The 18,473-nt window shown below is 54.0% G+C and carries 17 protein-coding genes; 13 read left to right on the plus strand and 4 right to left on the minus strand.

Annotated features, from left to right (window positions below):
• Positions 1 to 110 precede the first annotated feature (110 nt).
• The 10 genes from hycB (at position 111) to BEB42_RS07145 (ending at position 8,282) form a co-directional block, all read left to right on the plus strand.
• The gene (hycB, locus tag BEB42_RS07100; protein WP_001079186.1) at positions 111 to 722 is read left to right on the plus strand and encodes a formate hydrogenlyase subunit HycB; all 612 of its coding nucleotides are present in this window, start codon (positions 111 to 113) and stop codon (positions 720 to 722) included.
• Complete coding sequence (hycC, locus tag BEB42_RS07105) at positions 719 to 2,545, plus strand: formate hydrogenlyase subunit 3 (RefSeq protein ID WP_001274427.1); 1,827 nt, start codon at positions 719 to 721, stop codon at positions 2,543 to 2,545. Before hycB ends, hycC begins: the two co-directional genes overlap by 4 nt.
• A 2-nt stretch (positions 2,546 to 2,547) precedes the next feature.
• Complete coding sequence (hycD, locus tag BEB42_RS07110; protein ID WP_000115224.1) at positions 2,548 to 3,471, plus strand: formate hydrogenlyase subunit HycD; 924 nt, start codon at positions 2,548 to 2,550, stop codon at positions 3,469 to 3,471.
• Positions 3,472 to 3,488: 17 nt separating this feature from the next.
• The gene (hycE, locus tag BEB42_RS07115; protein WP_001288122.1) at positions 3,489 to 5,198 is read left to right on the plus strand and encodes a formate hydrogenlyase subunit HycE; all 1,710 of its coding nucleotides are present in this window, start codon (positions 3,489 to 3,491) and stop codon (positions 5,196 to 5,198) included.
• Between the two features lie 9 nt (positions 5,199 to 5,207).
• Complete coding sequence (gene hycF / locus BEB42_RS07120) at positions 5,208 to 5,750, plus strand: formate hydrogenlyase subunit HycF (RefSeq protein WP_000493784.1); 543 nt, start codon at positions 5,208 to 5,210, stop codon at positions 5,748 to 5,750.
• On the plus strand, positions 5,750 to 6,517 hold the full coding sequence (hycG, locus tag BEB42_RS07125) for a formate hydrogenlyase subunit HycG (protein ID WP_000067390.1): 768 nt from the start codon (positions 5,750 to 5,752) through the stop codon (positions 6,515 to 6,517). Before hycF ends, hycG begins: the two co-directional genes overlap by 1 nt.
• Positions 6,514 to 6,924: a formate hydrogenlyase assembly protein HycH gene (gene hycH, locus BEB42_RS07130; protein WP_001291923.1), complete on the plus strand. Its 411-nt coding sequence runs from the start codon at positions 6,514 to 6,516 to the stop codon at positions 6,922 to 6,924. The genes hycG and hycH overlap by 4 nt, the downstream gene beginning before the upstream one ends.
• Positions 6,917 to 7,387 (plus strand): hydrogenase maturation peptidase HycI, encoded by a 471-nt coding sequence (gene hycI, locus BEB42_RS07135; RefSeq protein ID WP_000132961.1) that lies wholly within the window; start codon positions 6,917 to 6,919, stop codon positions 7,385 to 7,387. The genes hycH and hycI overlap by 8 nt, the downstream gene beginning before the upstream one ends.
• Positions 7,388 to 7,554: 167 nt before the next feature.
• The gene (locus BEB42_RS07140) at positions 7,555 to 7,866 is read left to right on the plus strand and encodes a type II toxin-antitoxin system HigB family toxin (RefSeq protein WP_000547556.1); all 312 of its coding nucleotides are present in this window, start codon (positions 7,555 to 7,557) and stop codon (positions 7,864 to 7,866) included.
• A complete protein-coding gene (locus BEB42_RS07145) occupies positions 7,863 to 8,282 on the plus strand; it encodes a helix-turn-helix domain-containing protein (RefSeq protein ID WP_000126291.1) in 420 nt (139 codons plus the stop codon). The genes BEB42_RS07140 and BEB42_RS07145 overlap by 4 nt, the downstream gene beginning before the upstream one ends.
• Positions 8,283 to 8,396: 114 nt before the next feature.
• Here BEB42_RS07145 and ascB read toward each other — a convergent pair whose 3' ends face one another.
• Positions 8,397 to 9,821, minus strand: coding sequence for a 6-phospho-beta-glucosidase AscB (gene ascB, locus BEB42_RS07150; protein ID WP_000110367.1), 1,425 nt, complete (start codon positions 9,819 to 9,821; stop codon positions 8,397 to 8,399).
• 8 nt (positions 9,822 to 9,829) lie between these two features.
• On the minus strand, positions 9,830 to 11,287 hold the full coding sequence (ascF, locus tag BEB42_RS07155) for a PTS cellobiose/arbutin/salicin transporter subunit IIBC (protein WP_001107901.1): 1,458 nt from the start codon (positions 11,285 to 11,287) through the stop codon (positions 9,830 to 9,832).
• 259 nt (positions 11,288 to 11,546) lie between these two features.
• Here ascF and ascG point away from each other — a divergent pair, with 259 nt between their 5' ends.
• The 3 genes from ascG to hypF all read left to right on the plus strand — a co-directional run bounded on the left by ascG (position 11,547) and on the right by hypF (position 15,638).
• On the plus strand, positions 11,547 to 12,557 hold the full coding sequence (ascG, locus tag BEB42_RS07160; RefSeq protein WP_032269258.1) for a DNA-binding transcriptional regulator AscG: 1,011 nt from the start codon (positions 11,547 to 11,549) through the stop codon (positions 12,555 to 12,557).
• A 148-nt stretch (positions 12,558 to 12,705) separates the two neighbouring features.
• Complete coding sequence (gene hydN / locus BEB42_RS07165; RefSeq protein ID WP_105267253.1) at positions 12,706 to 13,233, plus strand: electron transport protein HydN; 528 nt, start codon at positions 12,706 to 12,708, stop codon at positions 13,231 to 13,233.
• 152 nt (positions 13,234 to 13,385) lie between these two features.
• On the plus strand, positions 13,386 to 15,638 hold the full coding sequence (hypF, locus tag BEB42_RS07170) for a carbamoyltransferase HypF (protein WP_001352998.1): 2,253 nt from the start codon (positions 13,386 to 13,388) through the stop codon (positions 15,636 to 15,638).
• Between the two features lie 127 nt (positions 15,639 to 15,765).
• On the opposite strand, the gene norW is transcribed toward hypF, so the two are convergent.
• Both norW and norV read right to left on the minus strand, forming a co-directional pair.
• On the minus strand, positions 15,766 to 16,899 hold the full coding sequence (norW, locus tag BEB42_RS07180; protein ID WP_000064763.1) for an NADH:flavorubredoxin reductase NorW: 1,134 nt from the start codon (positions 16,897 to 16,899) through the stop codon (positions 15,766 to 15,768).
• Positions 16,896 to 18,335 (minus strand): anaerobic nitric oxide reductase flavorubredoxin, encoded by a 1,440-nt coding sequence (gene norV / locus BEB42_RS07185; protein ID WP_000029632.1) that lies wholly within the window; start codon positions 18,333 to 18,335, stop codon positions 16,896 to 16,898. The genes norW and norV overlap by 4 nt, the downstream gene beginning before the upstream one ends.
• Between the last annotated feature and the right edge of the window lie 138 nt (positions 18,336 to 18,473).

The raw sequence follows: 18,473 nt of genomic DNA on the forward strand, positions 1-18,473 counted from the left end.
CGTTTTGCAGGCGTTACGCCTGTTTGGGGATGGGCGTGTCGATGAGTGTCGAAAATAACATTTCATCGGCATGTTTTCGTCAAAAATGACAATCACCTGAGGAATGCCTGGTGAATCGTTTTGTAATTGCTGACTCCACGCTCTGTATCGGCTGCCACACCTGTGAGGCCGCCTGTTCAGAGACGCATCGCCAGCACGGCCTGCAATCAATGCCGCGCCTGCGAGTGATGCTAAATGAAAAAGAATCTGCGCCGCAGCTCTGTCACCACTGTGAAGATGCACCCTGTGCGGTGGTCTGCCCGGTTAACGCTATCACCCGCGTTGATGGGGCAGTGCAGCTGAATGAAAGCCTGTGCGTAAGCTGCAAACTGTGCGGCATCGCCTGCCCGTTTGGCGCAATCGAATTTTCCGGCAGCCGTCCGCTGGATATTCCGGCAAACGCCAATACCCCGAAAGCACCACCGGCACCGCCTGCTCCGGCGCGTGTCAGCACGTTGCTTGACTGGGTGCCGGGTATTCGCGCGATCGCCGTCAAATGTGACCTCTGTAGCTTTGATGAACAAGGTCCAGCCTGCGTGCGGATGTGCCCAACCAAAGCCCTGCATCTGGTGGATAACACCGATATCGCCCGCGTCAGCAAGCGTAAGCGTGAGCTGACCTTTAACACGGACTTTGGCGATCTCACCTTGTTTCAGCAGGCTCAAAGTGGAGAGGCTAAATGAGCGCAATTTCCCTGATCAATAGCGGCGTGGCGTGGTTTGTTGCCGCCGCTGTTCTGGCATTTCTCTTTTCTTTTCAAAAGGCGTTAAGCGGCTGGATTGCCGGAATTGGCGGCGCGGTGGGTAGCCTGTATACGGCAGCCGCAGGCTTCACTGTGCTGACTGGCGCGGTTGGCGTGAGCGGCGCGTTGTCGCTGGTAAGCTACAATGTGCAAATCTCTCCGCTTAATGCGATTTGGCTGATTACCCTCGGCCTGTGCGGTCTGTTTGTCAGCCTTTACAACATTGACTGGCATCGCCATGCGCAGGTGAAATGCAACGGTTTGCAAATCAATATGTTGATGGCTGCTGCCGTCTGTGCCGTCATTGCCAGCAATCTGGGCATGTTCGTAGTAATGGCAGAAATCATGGCCCTGTGTGCGGTGTTCCTCACCAGCAACAGCAAAGAGGGCAAACTGTGGTTTGCGCTGGGGCGTCTTGGCACTTTGCTGCTGGCGATTGCTTGCTGGCTGCTGTGGCAACGTTACGGCACGCTGGATCTGCGCCTGCTGGATATGCGCATGCAACAGCTGCCGCTTGGTTCCGATATCTGGCTGCTCGGTGTGATTGGTTTTGGCCTGCTGGCCGGGATTATCCCGCTGCACGGCTGGGTGCCACAGGCTCATGCTAACGCCTCTGCGCCAGCTGCCGCGCTGTTTTCCACGGTGGTGATGAAAATTGGCCTGCTGGGTATTTTAACCCTGTCTCTGCTGGGCGGTAATGCGCCGCTGTGGTGGGGAATTGCACTTCTGGTACTCGGCATGATCACCGCGTTCGTCGGCGGTCTGTATGCGCTGATGGAGCACAACATTCAGCGTTTGCTGGCTTACCACACTCTGGAAAATATCGGCATCATCCTGCTGGGGCTGGGCGCTGGCGTAACGGGTATCGCGCTTGAACAACCGGCGCTGATTGCCCTTGGCCTGGTCGGTGGTCTGTACCATCTGCTTAACCATAGCCTGTTCAAGAGCGTACTGTTCCTCGGGGCTGGGAGCGTCTGGTTCCGTACCGGTCATCGCGATATCGAAAAACTCGGCGGTATTGGCAAAAAAATGCCGGTTATCTCCATCGCCATGTTGGTCGGTCTGATGGCAATGGCTGCGCTGCCACCGCTGAACGGTTTTGCCGGGGAATGGGTTATCTATCAATCCTTCTTCAAACTGAGCAATAGTGGCGCGTTTGTTGCTCGTCTTCTCGGGCCGCTGCTCGCCGTGGGGCTGGCAATTACCGGTGCGCTGGCAGTGATGTGTATGGCGAAAGTTTATGGCGTTACTTTCCTTGGCGCGCCGCGTACCAAAGAAGCCGAAAACGCCACCTGTGCGCCGCTCCTGATGAGCGTAAGCGTAGTGGCACTGGCGATTTGCTGCGTGATTGGCGGTGTTGCTGCGCCGTGGCTGCTGCCGATGTTGTCTGCTGCCGTACCTCTGCCGCTGGAGCCTGCTAATACAACCGTTTCTCAACCAATGATCACGTTGCTGCTGATTGCCTGCCCGCTTCTGCCATTCATCATTATGGCGATTTGCAAAGGCGACCGTCTGCCGTCGCGTTCCCGCGGCGCTGCCTGGGTATGTGGCTACGACCATGAAAAATCAATGGTGATTACCGCTCACGGTTTTGCCATGCCGGTGAAACAGGCATTTGCGCCAGTGCTGAAACTGCGCAAATGGCTGAATCCGGTGTCGCTGGTACCAGGCTGGCAGTGCGAGGGGAGTGCGTTGCTGTTCCGCCGGATGGCGCTGGTTGAACTGGCGGTACTGGTGGTGATTATTGTTTCACGAGGAGCCTGAGAATGAGTGTTTTATATCCGTTAATTCAGGCGCTGGTGTTATTTGCCGTTGCGCCGCTGCTCTCCGGTATTACCCGCGTGGCGCGCGCCCGCTTGCATAACCGTCGCGGTCCGGGCGTGTTGCAGGAGTATCGCGACATTATCAAACTGCTGGGTCGTCAGAGCGTTGGTCCCGATGCCTCCGGCTGGGTGTTCCGCCTGACACCGTACGTAATGGTTGGCGTCATGTTGACTATCGCTACCGCGCTGCCGGTAGTGACTGTCGGTTCTCCGCTGCCGCAACTGGGGGATTTGATCACTTTACTGTATCTCTTCGCCATTGCGCGTTTCTTCTTTGCCATTTCTGGTCTGGATACCGGTAGTCCGTTTACTGCTATTGGCGCGAGCCGTGAAGCGATGCTGGGCGTGCTGGTTGAACCGATGCTGCTGCTTGGTCTGTGGGTCGCCGCGCAGGTGGCCGGTTCCACCAACATCAGCAACATCACCGACACCGTTTATCACTGGCCGCTGAGCCAGAGCATTCCGCTGGTGCTGGCGCTCTGTGCCTGCGCATTCGCCACCTTTATCGAAATGGGCAAACTGCCGTTCGACCTGGCGGAAGCCGAGCAGGAGCTGCAGGAAGGTCCGCTCTCTGAGTACAGCGGCAGCGGCTTTGGCGTCATGAAATGGGGTATCAGCCTGAAACAGCTGGTGGTGTTACAGATGTTCGTCGGGGTGTTTATTCCGTGGGGACAAATGGAAACCTTCACTGCCGGTGGGCTGCTGCTGGCGCTGGTGATTGCCATCGTCAAACTGGTGGTCGGCGTACTGGTTATCGCGCTGTTCGAAAACAGCATGGCCCGTCTGCGTCTTGATATTACACCACGCATTACCTGGGCTGGTTTTGGCTTTGCATTTTTAGCGTTCGTCTCCTTGCTGGCGGCGTGATTAAAGAGAGTTTGAGCATGTCTGAAGAAAAATTAGGTCAACATTATCTCGCCGCGCTGAATGAGGCATTTCCGGGCGTCGTGCTGGACCACGCCTGGCAGACCAAAGATCAGCTGACTGTCACCGTGAAGGTGAACTATCTGCCGGAAGTGGTGGAGTTCCTCTACTACAAGCAGGGGGGCTGGCTGTCGGTGCTGTTTGGTAACGACGAACGCAAACTGAATGGTCATTACGCCGTTTATTACGTGCTGTCGATGGAGAAGGGCACCAAGTGTTGGATTACGGTTCGCGTCGAAGTTGACGCCAACAAACCAGAATATCCGTCCGTGACGCCGCGCGTTCCGGCGGCGGTGTGGGGCGAGCGTGAAGTGCGCGATATGTACGGTTTGATTCCGGTAGGGCTTCCGGATGAACGCCGTCTGGTGCTGCCGGATGACTGGCCGGATGAACTCTACCCGCTGCGTAAAGACAGCATGGATTATCGTCAACGTCCGGCACCAACTACTGATGCTGAAACCTACGAGTTCATCAACGAACTGGGCGACAAGAAAAACAACGTCGTGCCGATTGGTCCACTGCACGTCACTTCTGATGAACCGGGCCACTTCCGTCTGTTCGTTGATGGCGAAAACATTATCGACGCCGACTACCGCCTGTTCTATGTCCATCGCGGCATGGAAAAACTGGCGGAAACCCGCATGGGTTACAACGAAGTGACCTTCCTCTCTGACCGAGTTTGTGGGATCTGCGGCTTTGCCCACAGCACCGCTTACACCACGTCGGTGGAAAACGCGATGGGTATTCAGGTGCCAGAACGTGCGCAGATGATTCGCGCCATTTTGCTGGAAGTGGAACGCCTGCACTCGCATCTGCTCAACCTTGGCCTTGCCTGCCACTTCACTGGCTTTGACTCCGGTTTTATGCAGTTCTTCCGCGTGCGTGAAACCTCCATGAAAATGGCGGAGATCCTTACCGGTGCGCGTAAAACCTACGGCCTGAACCTGATCGGCGGGATTCGTCGCGATCTGCTGAAAGATGACATGATCCAGACCCGTCAACTGGCGCAGCAGATGCGTCGTGAAGTGCAGGAGCTGGTGGATGTGCTGCTGAGCACACCGAACATGGAACAGCGCACTGTCGGCATTGGTCGTCTGGACCCGGAAATTGCCCGCGACTTCAGTAACGTCGGCCCGATGGTCCGCGCCAGCGGTCACGCCCGCGATACCCGTGCCGATCACCCGTTTGTTGGTTATGGCCTGCTGCCAATGGAAGTCCACAGCGAGCAGGGCTGCGACGTGATTTCCCGTCTGAAAGTGCGTATCAACGAAGTCTATACCGCGCTGAACATGATCGACTACGGTCTGGATAACCTGCCGGGTGGCCCGCTGATGGTGGAAGGCTTTACCTACATTCCGCACCGTTTTGCGCTGGGCTTTGCCGAAGCGCCGCGCGGTGATGATATTCACTGGAGCATGACCGGCGACAACCAGAAGCTGTACCGCTGGCGCTGCCGTGCCGCGACCTACGCGAACTGGCCGACCTTGCGCTACATGCTGCGCGGCAACACCGTTTCTGATGCGCCGCTGATTATTGGTAGCCTGGACCCTTGCTACTCCTGTACCGACCGCATGACCGTGGTCGATGTGCGTAAGAAGAAGAGCAAAGTGGTGCCGTACAAAGAACTTGAGCGCTACAGCATTGAGCGTAAAAACTCGCCGCTGAAATAAGGAATCGCCATGTTTACCTTTATCAAAAAAGTCATCAAAACCGGCACGGCGACCTCGTCTTACCCGCTGGAGCCGATTGCGGTTGATAAAAACTTCCGTGGTAAGCCAGAGCAGAACCCGCAGCAGTGCATCGGCTGTGCAGCCTGCGTCAATGCCTGCCCGTCAAACGCCTTAACGGTTGAAACTGACCTCGCCACCGGTGAGCTGGCGTGGGAGTTCAATCTTGGACGCTGCATCTTCTGTGGACGCTGCGAAGAAGTCTGCCCGACGGCGGCAATCAAACTGTCGCAAGAGTACGAACTGGCGGTGTGGAAGAAAGAAGATTTCCTGCAACAGTCCCGCTTCGCGCTGTGCAACTGCCGCGTCTGCAATCGTCCTTTCGCCGTCCAGAAAGAGATCGACTACGCCATTGCGCTGCTTAAGCACAATGGTGACAACCGTGCGGAAAACCACCGCGAAAGCTTTGAGACTTGCCCGGAATGTAAGCGCCAGAAATGCCTGGTGCCGTCTGACCGTATTGAACTGACTCGCCATATGAAAGAGGCCATCTGATGAGCAATTTATTAGGCCCCCGTGACGCCAACGGCATTCCGGTCCCGATGACGGTGGATGAATCCATCGCCAGTATGAAGGCGTCGTTACTGAAAAAAATCAAACGTTCTGCCTACGTTTACCGCGTGGACTGCGGCGGCTGCAACGGCTGCGAAATTGAAATTTTCGCTACCTTATCGCCGCTGTTCGATGCAGAACGCTTCGGCATTAAAGTTGTGCCGTCTCCGCGTCATGCGGATATTTTACTGTTTACCGGCGCGGTCACCCGTGCAATGCGATCCCCTGCGCTGCGTGCGTGGCAGTCTGCGCCGGACCCGAAAATCTGTATCTCCTACGGCGCCTGCGGTAACAGCGGCGGGATCTTCCACGATCTCTACTGCGTGTGGGGTGGTACGGATAAAATCGTCCCGGTGGATGTCTACATTCCGGGGTGCCCGCCAACGCCTGCCGCCACGCTGTACGGCTTTGCAATGGCGCTTGGCCTGCTGGAGCAGAAAATTCACGCCCGTGGGCCGGGTGAACTGGATGAACAACCAGCAGAGATCCTGCATGGCGATATGGTGCAGCCGCTGCGTGTAAAAGTAGATCGCGAAGCACGCCGCCTGGCGGGTTATCGTTACGGTCGCCAGATTGCCGATGATTTCCTGACGCAGTTAGGGCAGGGTGAAGAGCAGGTTGCACGCTGGCTGGAAGCGGAAAACGATCCGCGTCTGAACGAGATTGTCAGCCATCTGAATCATGTTGTTGAAGAGGCGCGTATTCGATGAGTGAAAAGGTGGTGTTCAGTCAACTGAGCCGTAAATTTATTGATGAGAACGATGCCACGCCCGCCGAGGCGCAGCAGGTGGTCTATTACAGCCTGGCGATTGGTCACCACCTTGGGGTTATCGATTGCCTGGAAGCCGCGCTCACCTGCCCGTGGGATGAATATCTGGCATGGATTGCCACTCTGGAGGCGGGCAGTGAAGCCCGCCGTAAAATGGAAGGCGTGCCGAAATATGGTGAGATCGTTATCGACATTAACCATGTGCCGATGCTGGCCAACGCATTCGATAAAGCCCGGGCAACGCAAACTTCGCAGCAGAAAGAATGGAGTACCATGCTGTTAAGTATGCTGCATGATATTTATCAGGAAAATGCCATCTATTTGATGGTGAGGAGACTGCGTGACTGACGTTTTACTCTGTGTTGGCAATAGCATGATGGGCGATGATGGCGCAGGTCCGCTGCTGGCGGAAAAGTGCGCCGCCGCGCCGAAAGGTAACTGGGTGGTGATTGACGGCGGTAGCGCACCGGAAAACGACATTGTCGCCATCCGCGAACTGCGCCCGACGCGACTGCTGATTGTCGACGCCACGGATATGGGGCTAAACCCCGGCGAGATCCGCATCATCGACCCGGATGACATCGCTGAGATGTTTATGATGACTACCCATAACATGCCGCTGAACTACCTTATCGACCAGTTGAAAGAAGATATTGGTGAAGTGATTTTCCTCGGTATCCAGCCGGATATCGTCGGTTTTTACTACCCGATGACCCAGCCGATTAAAGATGCGGTAGAAACCGTTTATCAACGACTTGAAGGCTGGGAAGGGAATGGTGGATTTGCGCAGTTAGCGGTGGAAGAAGAGTAGTTCGTAGACAAACATATTCACGTTTTTGAATCTGGACGTGCTATTGTGACGTTTAGACGGGTGTTTACATATTGTGAACACTCGTGTGATCAACTACTATAGAAAAATAAAACCGAAGGAACGGGTAGTCCAGGCTTAGTCATTCAGGCGCTGATAAGGAAGTTAAAATGCACATCATTTCGAAAGCGCCATTTGAAGAGTGCGCGCGCAAATATCCTAACGACGCTCTGGCTTTACACTCATTGTATCGGGTTATTAAGGAAACGGATTTTTCTACGCCAGAAGAAATGCGAACGGCGTTTCCCAACCTCGACAATTTTAAATATCGTAACAAATGGTACGTTCTGGATGTAGGCGGGAACAATCTTAGGGTTATTGCCTACATAAACTTTGTTAATAAGCGGTTCTTTGTGAAGCACATAACGAATCATGCCGAGTATGACAAACTGACACGTTACTACAGAGAGAACAGAGAATGACTGCTAATGCTGCACGCGCTGTTAAAGCAACAAGAGAACTGGTCAATGCAGTCCCCTTTCTGGGAGGCAGTGACTCAGAAGATGATTATCGTGAAGCACTGGAACTGGTCGAATATTTGATTGAAGAAGATGACACCAATCCACTTATCGACTTTCTGGCGAGCCGCATTGCAGAGTATGAAAACAACCACGAAAAGTTTGCAGAGTTCGACAAAGCCGTTGCTGCAATGCCGGTTGGCGTGGCGTTACTTCGCACGTTGATTGATCAACATAATCTGACCTATGCGGATTTGAAGAACGAAATCGGCTCTAAATCCCTGGTCAGTCAGATTTTGTCTGGACAAAGATCCCTGACGATATCCCACATTAAGGCACTTTCAGCCCGATTTGGCGTTAAGCCGGAATGGTTTCTTTGATTTTTGACAGATGCCAAACGCCAGATTGCCCGATGTGCTGCGCTTATCGGGCCTACATGTCGCACGAACTATGTAGGCCGGATAAGGCGTTCACGCCGCATCCGGCACGTTTGCTTACTCTAAATCTTCACCGTTACTGGCAATCACTTTTTTATACCACCAGAATGATTTCTTACGCGTGCGCGCCAGCGTGCCGTTGCCTGCATCGTCACGGTCTACATAGACAAAACCGTAGCGTTTGCTCATTTCACCCGTTGACGCGGAAACTAAATCAATACAGCCCCAGGTGGTGTAGCCCATCAGCGGAATACCGTCTGCAATCGCTTCGCCCATTGCGCGGATATGTTCGCGTAAATAGCTGATGCGATAGTCATCGTTAATCTCACCGTTGGCAGCAAATTCATCTTTTGCGCCGAGGCCGTTTTCCACCAGAAACAGCGGCTTCTGATAACGGTCGTACATCATGTTCATGGTGATGCGCAGACCGAGCGGATCAATACCCCAGCCCCAGTCGCTCACCTGTAGATACGGGTTACGCAGCGATTTCACTACGTTCGCCGCACTGCTGTTGTTGGCGTTCATCTCCGCCGAGGCGCAGCGCGAGGCGTAATAGCTGAAAGAGACAAAATCGACGGTGTTTTTCAGGATTTCATCATCGCCCGGTGCTTTGTCGATGGTTACCCCTTTTTCGCGGAATACGCGGGCAGAGTAAGCCGGATACGCGCCCCGCGCCTGCACATCGATAAAAAACAGGTTTTCCCTGTCTTTCTCCAGCGCTGCCCAGACATCTTCCGGCTTGCAGCTGTAAGGGTAGAAGTTGCCGCCCGCCAGCATACAGCCCACCTGATTTTGCGGGTTAACCTCATGGGCGATTTTGGTAGCTAACGCACTGGCAACCAGCTGGTGGTGCGCAGCCTGATATTTCACCTGATCCTGATTTTCCCCTTCTTCAAACACCAGACCCGCGCCGGAGAACGGGCTATGCAACATAATGTTGATTTCATTGAAGGTGAGCCAGTATTTCACCAGGCCATCAAATGCTTCAAAGCAGGTCCGGGCGTAGCGGCTGAAAAACTCCACCAGCTTGCGGTTACGCCAGGAGCCATATTCAGTGACCAGATGCATCGGCACGTCGAAGTGACACAACGTGACCAGCGGTTCGATACCGTACTTTTTACACTCTTCAAAAACCGTGCGGTAAAAAGCAATGCCCTGCTGGTTGGGCGTCAGTTCATTGCCCTGCGGAAAGAGGCGGCTCCAGGCAATCGAGGTGCGAAAAACCTTGAATCCCATCTCTGCCATCAGGGCGATATCTTCTTTATAACGATGATAAAAATCCGTCGCCTCATGGCTGGGATAAAACTCGTCATCTCGCAAGTGAAAACGTTTTTCCAGCCCCAGTTTCACCGCCATTCGATGCTCGCCGTGTGGGATCATATCGACCGTGGTCAGCCCTTTGCCACCTTCACGGTACGCACCTTCAGATTGGTTGGCGGCAAGCGCGCCGCCCCATAAAAAATCTTGCGGAAATACTGACATTTTCATCCTCAATTAAGACTTACTTCTTTGGCGACGGTCGGTTGTACGCTCTGATGCTTTCGCGCCTGGGCAGCCGCTTCCTCAACAGGAATATCCTCAAAGCCGAGCAACAGTGTGAGGATAAATGACAGCACGACCGCCAGCGCCATGACGGCGAACACCCAGACGATGCTCATTGGATTCGCCGGATCGAAGAACTGCACGCTGGTAAATAATCCCGGCGCTGCCATTGAGTGGCTGGCAAGCCCCGCCATACCGGCAACCGCGCCGCAAATAAAACCGCTGATAAGACTGGCGATAAGCGGACGTTTCAGGCGGATCGCCACGCCGTATAACGCGGGTTCGGAAATCCCCGCCATAATGGCTGATGCCGCCGCAGCCAGCGCCGTCTGGCGCAGTTCCGGGTTTTTCGTTTTCCACGCCACCGCCAGCGATGAACCGCCCAGCGACAGGTTAGCGCCGATTTCTGACGGCATGACCATCCCTTCTTTGCCGGTTTCGGCAATAGTTTGAATGATGGTTGGCGTAAAGACGCGGTGCATCCCGGTCATTACCAGCAGAGGCCACAGCGCGCCCATAATGGCGACTGAAAGCCAGCCCAGATAACCATGAATGGTGTAAACCAGTGCCGAAATGGCGCTACCGATCCAGATACCAATCGGGCCAATCAGCAGGATTGCCAGCGGTGCGGCAATCAACACAATCAGCATTGGCTTGAGGAAGTTTTTCGTCACCGCTGGCGTAATGCTGTCCACCCAGCGTTCGATATATGACAGGCACCAGGTCATCACCAGCGCCGGGATCACCGTGTAGGTGTATTTCACCGCGGTGACCGGAATCAGGGCAAATTCAACATGTTCACCCTGGGCCGCTTTCGCCATCAGCTCAATAAAACTCGGATGTACCAGCACACCCGCAATGGCAATCGCCAGCGACATATTGGTTTTAAATTTGATGGCGGCAGAAGCAGCGACCATCAGCGGCAGGAAGAAGAAAGCACCATCACCAATCACATTGAGAATAGTTAAGGTCGGCGATCCTTTTGTCAGCACGCCGCTCATCTCGAGGATCATCGCCAGCAGTTTGACCATCGATCCGCCGATGATCGCCGGGATCAGCGGTGACATGGTGCCGATCAGCGCATCCAGGATCCCCGCACCAATGCGACGTAGCGTGAGTTTGGGTTTCCCCACGGGCTGCGAGGGCTGCATATCTCCAGGTAACAAGCTGACAACTTCCTGAAAGGCCTGCGAAACCGTATTACCGATAATCACCTGACACTGGTTGTCACTACGTACCACACCGAGCACGCCGGAGATAGTTTTTAACGTTGGGCTGTCGATCAGTGCATCATCTTTGATAACAAAGCGTAAACGCGTCATACAGTGCGTGACTGCCGAGATGTTATCAACGCCGCCCAGTGCCGCTATCACCGAGCGTGCCAGCGTCGCATAATTTTTGGCCATCGGATTTTATCCTGTTATCAGTAGGGTAGAGGTAGTTGTTATCAGTCGACGTGACGGGAAATTGCCGATGCTGAAACGGAATTAAGAAACCGGTTTCACAAAATCATGAATAGTTGATACTGATTAAGCAAGAGAGTTAATTGCTCATTTTTTATATTTGTGAAACCGGTCACCTGAATATTTTTCCCGCTGCTTGCGCAAGGACAATCAGCCAACGGTGCAGTACACTGCGTTCATTGCGTGTAAAGGGATGAAAATGATGACGACGATGCTGGAAGTGGCGAAGCGCGCCGGGGTTTCAAAAGCGACCGTTTCCCGCGTGCTTTCAGGTAATGGCTACGTCAGCCAGGAGACTAAAGATCGCGTGTTTCAGGCGGTAGAAGAGAGCGGTTACCGCCCAAATTTGCTGGCGCGCAATCTGTCAGCGAAGAGTACCCAGACGCTAGGGCTGGTAGTGACCAACACGCTTTACCACGGCATTTATTTTAGTGAATTACTGTTTCATACCGCGAGAATGGCGGAAGAGAAAGGGCGTCAGCTGCTATTGGCAGATGGCAAACATAGCGCCGAAGAAGAGCGCCAGGCGATTCAGTATCTACTGGATCTGCGCTGCGACGCCATTATGATTTACCCGCGCTTTTTAAGCGTGGATGAAATTGATGACATCATTGACGCACACAGTCAGCCGATAATGGTGCTCAATCGCCGCCTGCGCAAAAACAGCAGCCATAGCGTCTGGTGCGATCATAAACAGACCAGCTTTAACGCCGTGGCAGAGTTGATAAACGCCGGACATCAGGAGATTGCTTTCCTTACCGGTTCGATGGATTCCCCCACCAGCATTGAACGCCTTGCCGGATATAAAGACGCGCTGGCGCAGCATAGTATTGCACTCAATGAAAAACTTATCGTCAACGGTAAATGGACGCCTGCCAGCGGGGCCGAAGGGGTAGAAACGTTGCTCGAACGTGGGGCTAAATTTAGCGCGTTAGTTGCCAGTAACGACGATATGGCGATAGGTGCGATGAAAGCGTTGCATGACCGTGGTGTAGCGGTGCCGGGGCAAGTATCGGTTATTGGATTTGATGATATCGCAATTGCCCCCTACACCGTTCCGGCGCTCTCCAGCGTAAAAATTCCGGTGACTGAGATGATTCAGGAAATAATTGGGCGGCTGATATTTATGCTCGATGGTGGTGCTTATACACCGCCGAAAACCTTCAGCGGAAAACTGATCCGCCGCGACTCCCTCATTGCTCTTTCGCGATAAGCATTGTCATCACATGTCATCGTCACTAGTGTCGATGACATCGTTTATTCTGCATTGCAGAATTTAATTTCTTTAAATAACAATCAATTAAAAGTTGGCATGATTTGTGAATGTATCGGCGCATTAACTGTCATTGCTGGAGAATTTGATGAACCGTTTCATCATTGCTGACGCGAGTAAATGTATTGGTTGTCGTACCTGTGAAGTGGCGTGCGTGGTTTCTCATCAGGAGAATCAGGACTGTGCATCGCTGACCCCGGAAACTTTTTTACCGCGAATCCATGTCATTAAAGGTGTGAACATTTCCACGGCGACAGTCTGCCGTCAGTGTGAAGATGCACCGTGCGCTAACGTCTGCCCGAATGGTGCTATCAGCCGTGATAAAGGGTTTGTTCATGTCATGCAGGAACGTTGCATTGGTTGCAAAACCTGCGTTGTGGCTTGCCCGTATGGTGCGATGGAAGTGGTAGTGCGTCCGGTGATTCGCAACAGCGGCGCAGGGCTTAACGTACGCGCTGACAAAGCCGAAGCTAATAAATGCGACCTCTGTAACCATCGTGAAGACGGCCCGGCCTGTATGGCTGCTTGCCCGACCCATGCGCTGATTTGTGTCGATCGTAATAAACTTGAACAAATGAGCGCAGAAAAACGCCGCCGCACGGCGCTGATGTTCTAAAAATCTTACAGAACTGTTCTGGCATCAAAGGAATTCCCGGAAATATTCGTAGAATACGGAGCGGGCGGTATCGCCAACCTGTGACTACCGGATGCGACGCGGTCGTGTCCGGCTGGGCGGGTTACGCAATTCATGATGGCGGGAATAACTCAATGGCAAAAAACACATCTTGCGGTGTCCAACTGCGTATTCGTGGCAAAGTGCAGGGCGTCGGTTTTCGTCCCTTTGTCTGGCAACTGGCACAGCAATTAAATCTTCACGGCGATGTCTGTAATGACGGCGATGGCGTAGAAGTCCGGCTGCTGGAAGACCCGGAAACGTTTCTTGTTCAATTGCATCAGGATTGTCCGCCGCTGGCGCGTATTGATAGCGTCGAATGTGAGCCGTTTATCTGGATGCAGCCGCCCACTGAGTTCATCATCCGCCAGAGTGCGGGCGGCGTCATGAATACGCAAATTGTTCCCGATGCCGCGACTTGTCCTGCCTGTCTTGCCGAAATGAATACCCCAGGCGAACGGCGTTATCGTTATCCGTTTATCAACTGTACCCATTGCGGCCCGCGTTTCACCATTATTCGCGCGATGCCTTACGACCGTCCATTTACCGTGATGGCGGCGTTTCCGCTATGTCCGGCCTGCGATAAAGAATATCGCGACCCGCTCGATCGTCGCTTCCACGCCCAGCCGGTGGCCTGCCCGGAGTGTGGCCCACATCTTGAATGGCTAAGTCATGGTGAACATGCGAAACAAGAGGCGGCATTACAGGCGGCTATCGCTCAGTTAAAAATGGGCAACATTGTCGCTATCAAAGGGATTGGCGGATTTCATCTCGCCTGCGATGCGCGTAACAGTAACGCGGTGGCGACACTACGGGCGCGCAAACATCGCCCGGCGAAACCGCTGGCGGTTATGTTGCCAACGGCAGAAGGTTTGCCCAACGCTGCCCGTCAGTTGCTCACCACGCCCGCCGCGCCGATTGTACTGGTGGATAAAATATATGTTCCGGAACTTTGTGACGATATCGCCCCTGGCCTTAACGAAGTCGGGGTGATGTTGCCTGCGAATCCGCTCCAGCATTTGCTGTTACAGGAACTGCAATGCCCGCTGGTTATGACCTCCGGCAACCTGAGCGGTAAACCACCGGCTATCAGCAACGAACAGGCGCTGGAGGATTTGCAGGACATTGCCGACGGATTCTTGATTCATAACCGCGACATCGTGCAGCGGATGGATGATTCAGTGGTGCGCGAAAGTGGCGAAATGTTGCGCCGCTCGCGGGGGTATGTACCGGATGCGCTGGCTTTGCCTCTGGGCTTTAAAAATATTCCTCCTGTGCTGTGTCTCGGTGCGGATCTGAAAAATACCTTCTGTCTGGTGCGTGGTGAACAGGCGGTGTTGAGTCAACATTTGGGCGATTTAAGTGACGATGGCATTCAGATGCAGTGGCGCGAAGCGTTGCGCCTGATGCAAAACATCTACGATTTTACTCCACAGTTTGTGGTGCATGATGCGCATCCGGGCTATGTCTCCAGCCAGTGGGCGCGTGAGATGAATCTGCCGACGCAAACGGTGCTGCATCACCATGCCCACGCGGCGGCGTGTCTGGCAGAACATCACTGGCCGCTGGATGGCGGTGATGTCATTGCTTTGACGCTCGACGGTATTGGTATGGGCGAGAACGGCGCTTTATGGGGCGGCGAGTGCCTGCGGGTGAACTATCGCGAATGCCAGCACCTGGGCGGCTTGCCAGCGGTGGCGCTTGCTGGGGGCGATTTGGCGGCGAAGCAGCCGTGGCGTAACCTGCTGGCGCAGTGCCTGCGCTTTGTGCCGGAGTGGCAGAATTACCCTGAAACGGTAAGTGTGCAACAGCAAAACTGGAGCGTGCTGGCGCGGGCCATTGAGCGTGGAATTAACGCGCCGCTGGCGTCATCGTGTGGGCGTTTGTTCGATGCTGTGGCGGCGGCACTGGGCTGTGCGCCAGCCACGTTAAGTTATGAAGGTGAAGCGGCTTGCGCCCTTGAGGCGCTGGCGGCTTCGTGCCAGGGAGTGACGCATCCGGTGACGATGCCGCTGGTGGACAATCAACTGGATCTCGCCACTTTCTGGCAGCAGTGGCTGAACTGGCAGGCACCGGTTAATCAACGCGCGTGGGCATTTCATGATGCGCTGGCGCAGGGTTTTGCCGCGTTGATGCGTGAGCAGGCCACGATGCGTGGTATCACTACGCTGGTATTTAGCGGCGGGGTTATTCATAACCGTTTGCTGCGTGCACGTCTGGCGCATTATCTTGCTGATTTTACGTTGCTCTTCCCGCAGAGTTTACCTGCGGGGGATGGCGGGTTGTCTCTGGGGCAGGGGGTTATTGTTGCGGCCCGTTGGGTGGCGGGTGAAGTCCAGAACGGATAAACGTGTTGCATTTGGACACCATTGCCGGATGCGGCGTGAACGCCTTATCCGGCCTACACATGCGCTTCCCGTAGGTCGGATAAGACGCGCCAGCGTCGCATCCGGCATTTTGGGTACAGTAGCCCGCCTACATCGGCAAGGTTTTCAACATTCCAAACGCCTCTTTCATCCGATCCTCACTGACTACAAAGGCGCGAAGCTGGTCGGCATCGTCAACGCCGCGCGCCACCATTCCCTGGCTTTCGGTACAAATCTGCCAGCGCAAATCCCGACGCTGGGTTTCCCCTGCCAGATGCAGCGGTAATTCCGGCGTTTTGATTTTCACCAGCATCGCCGGTAGTTTCAGCGGCGTGTTATTGCCGAGAAGATTTTTTGCCAGCACCATCGCGCTAAGTTGAATCGGCTGGAGGAACGGCAATACCTGACCGTTAATTTCCGCGCAATCGCCCAGCGCATAAATATCGGCATTACTGGTTTGCAGATAACTATCGACGCAAACGCCGCGATTAATCGTCAGCCCGGCGCGTCGTGCCAGGGCGGTTTCCGGGCGCAGTCCGGTGGCGGCAATTACCGCATCCACTTCGGTGCTGCGCTGGCGGTCCAGCGTTGCCAGAATGCCAGAATTCGTTTTTTCCAGCCCCTGCAACTGAGATTTCAACAGCAGATGAACGCCCATCTCCGTCAACCGATGCTGTAAGCGACTGCTTACTTCCGGTGGCATTAACGACGCCAGAATACTGGCAGCGTTGTCGATTAGCGTGACCGCTTTGCCTGCCCGACAAAAATCCATCGCCAGTTCGCTACCAATCAAACCACCGCCTACAATCAACACCCGTCGGGCATCCCGCAGTTGTGTTTCACAGGCGCGATACTCTTGCTGACTATTTAACGTCAGCATTAACTCACGCCCAGGCACCGGCGGGACAAAGGCGTTGGCACCGGTTGCCAGCACTAGCTTGTCGTATTGCCACTGATTATTCTGGCTTTTCACCACATGGGCTTCGGCATCGATATCCGTCACCCAGGTGTGCGGAAACAGGCGCAGATTAAACTGCTCGGCAAATTCACCCGCCGTCTGGCGGGTAAGGTCGTCGGCACGTTGCCCCTGACTGATCACATGGCTAAGATCAGGTTTGTTGTACTCATCCATGCTGTCGGCGGCAATCAGGGTCAATGGAATACCGGTATCCTGTTTACGAATATTTTTCACCAGTTGGCGGGCGGCGAAGCCTGAACCAATGATCACAATGCCGTTGCTCATTTTGCCTCCGATGCCAGTTCGTCAAAGACGTCTTTGCCGAGGGAGCATTCCGGGCACAGGAAGTTATCCGGGACTTCACTCCACGGCGTGCCTGGCGCAACGTCCTGCATTGGCTCGCCTTTTGCCGGATCGTAAATCCACTGGCAGACACTGCACTGCATCCGCGGACCGAGATCAGCCGTCGTGGCGGCACAGGTTTCTTCTTTAACCACCGTATTCACCGTGCTTTGCGGCAGCGGCGAAAGCGCCCACTGACGGGCAATTTCACGACCGTGTTCACGGCATAACTCCAGCGCGTCCTGGTCCGGTCGCCATTTGGCTTTCAGGCTAAGCGACATTTCGAAACCTGCATCCTGCAGGCGTGTGGAAAGACGATCCACCGCACCGCCGCTCCAGCCGTGAGAGCCGAAAGCACTGGCGCGTTTGTTACGGAAGCGTAATCCGGTCATCTCCTCCACCAGCCCGGCGATTTTCGGCATCATCACGTTATTCATCGTCGAAGTGCCAACCAGCACGCCTTTTGAGCGGAAGACATTGGTCAGGATTTCGTTTTTATCGCTTCGGGCAACGTTGAAAATTTTCACCGCCACGCGTGGGTCGGTTTCCGCAATCCCCTGGGCGATAGCATCGGCCATCATGCGAGTATTATTCGACATGGTGTCGTAGAAAATGGTGATTCTGTCTTCCTGATAATCCGCCGCCCATTTCAGGTACAGCTCGACAATTTGCGTTGGGTTATCGCGCCACACCACACCGTGAGAGGTGGCAATCATATCGACCGGCAAGTTAAAGCCCAGGATCTCAGTGATTTTCGGCGTTACCAGGCGGCTGAACGGTGTCAGGATATTGGCGTAGTAACGCTGACACTGCTCGAAAAGCTCGGTCTGATCCACTTCATCGTTGAAGAGATGCTCGTCGCAGTAGTGCTGACCGAAAGCATCGTTACTGAACAGCACCGCGTCGCCCGTCAGGTAAGTCATCATGCTGTCCGGCCAGTGCAGCATTGGCGTTTCGACAAAAATGAGTTGTTTGCCGTTGCCGATATCCAGCGTATCGCCAGTTTTCACCACATTAAAATTCCACTCCGGATGATGGTGATGACCATTTATCGAGTCGATAGCGTTGGCAGTACAGTAGATCGGCGTATCGGGAATTTGCGCCATCAGTTCGGTCAGCGCCCCGGCGTGGTCCTCTTCAGCATGGTTAATCACGATGTAATCGATATCCGCCAGATCGATTTCATTACGCAGGTTCTGCACAAATTCGCGGCTGAATTTATGGTCGACGGTGTCGATCAGCACGTTTTTTTCTTCGCGAATGAGGTAGCTGTTGTAGCTGCTGCCGCGCAGCGTTTTATATTCCGTGCCGTGAAAATCACGCACTTCCCAGTCACGTTGACCAACCCAATGAATGTTATTTTTCACCACAATAGACATAGCAACCTCAATTTATTCAGCGTGTTCTAAAAAGATGTCTTGTTAATTGCAGATTGCGTGCCAGTTTTTTATCTAATTGTTTTTACTATATAAATAAAATTATGCTCATTAATGAGTAGTCAAAATGACTATCAATAA

Origin of the sequence: Escherichia sp. MOD1-EC5990 (genome assembly GCF_002965285.1) — a bacterium.
Lineage (GTDB): Bacteria > Pseudomonadota > Gammaproteobacteria > Enterobacterales > Enterobacteriaceae > Escherichia > Escherichia coli_F.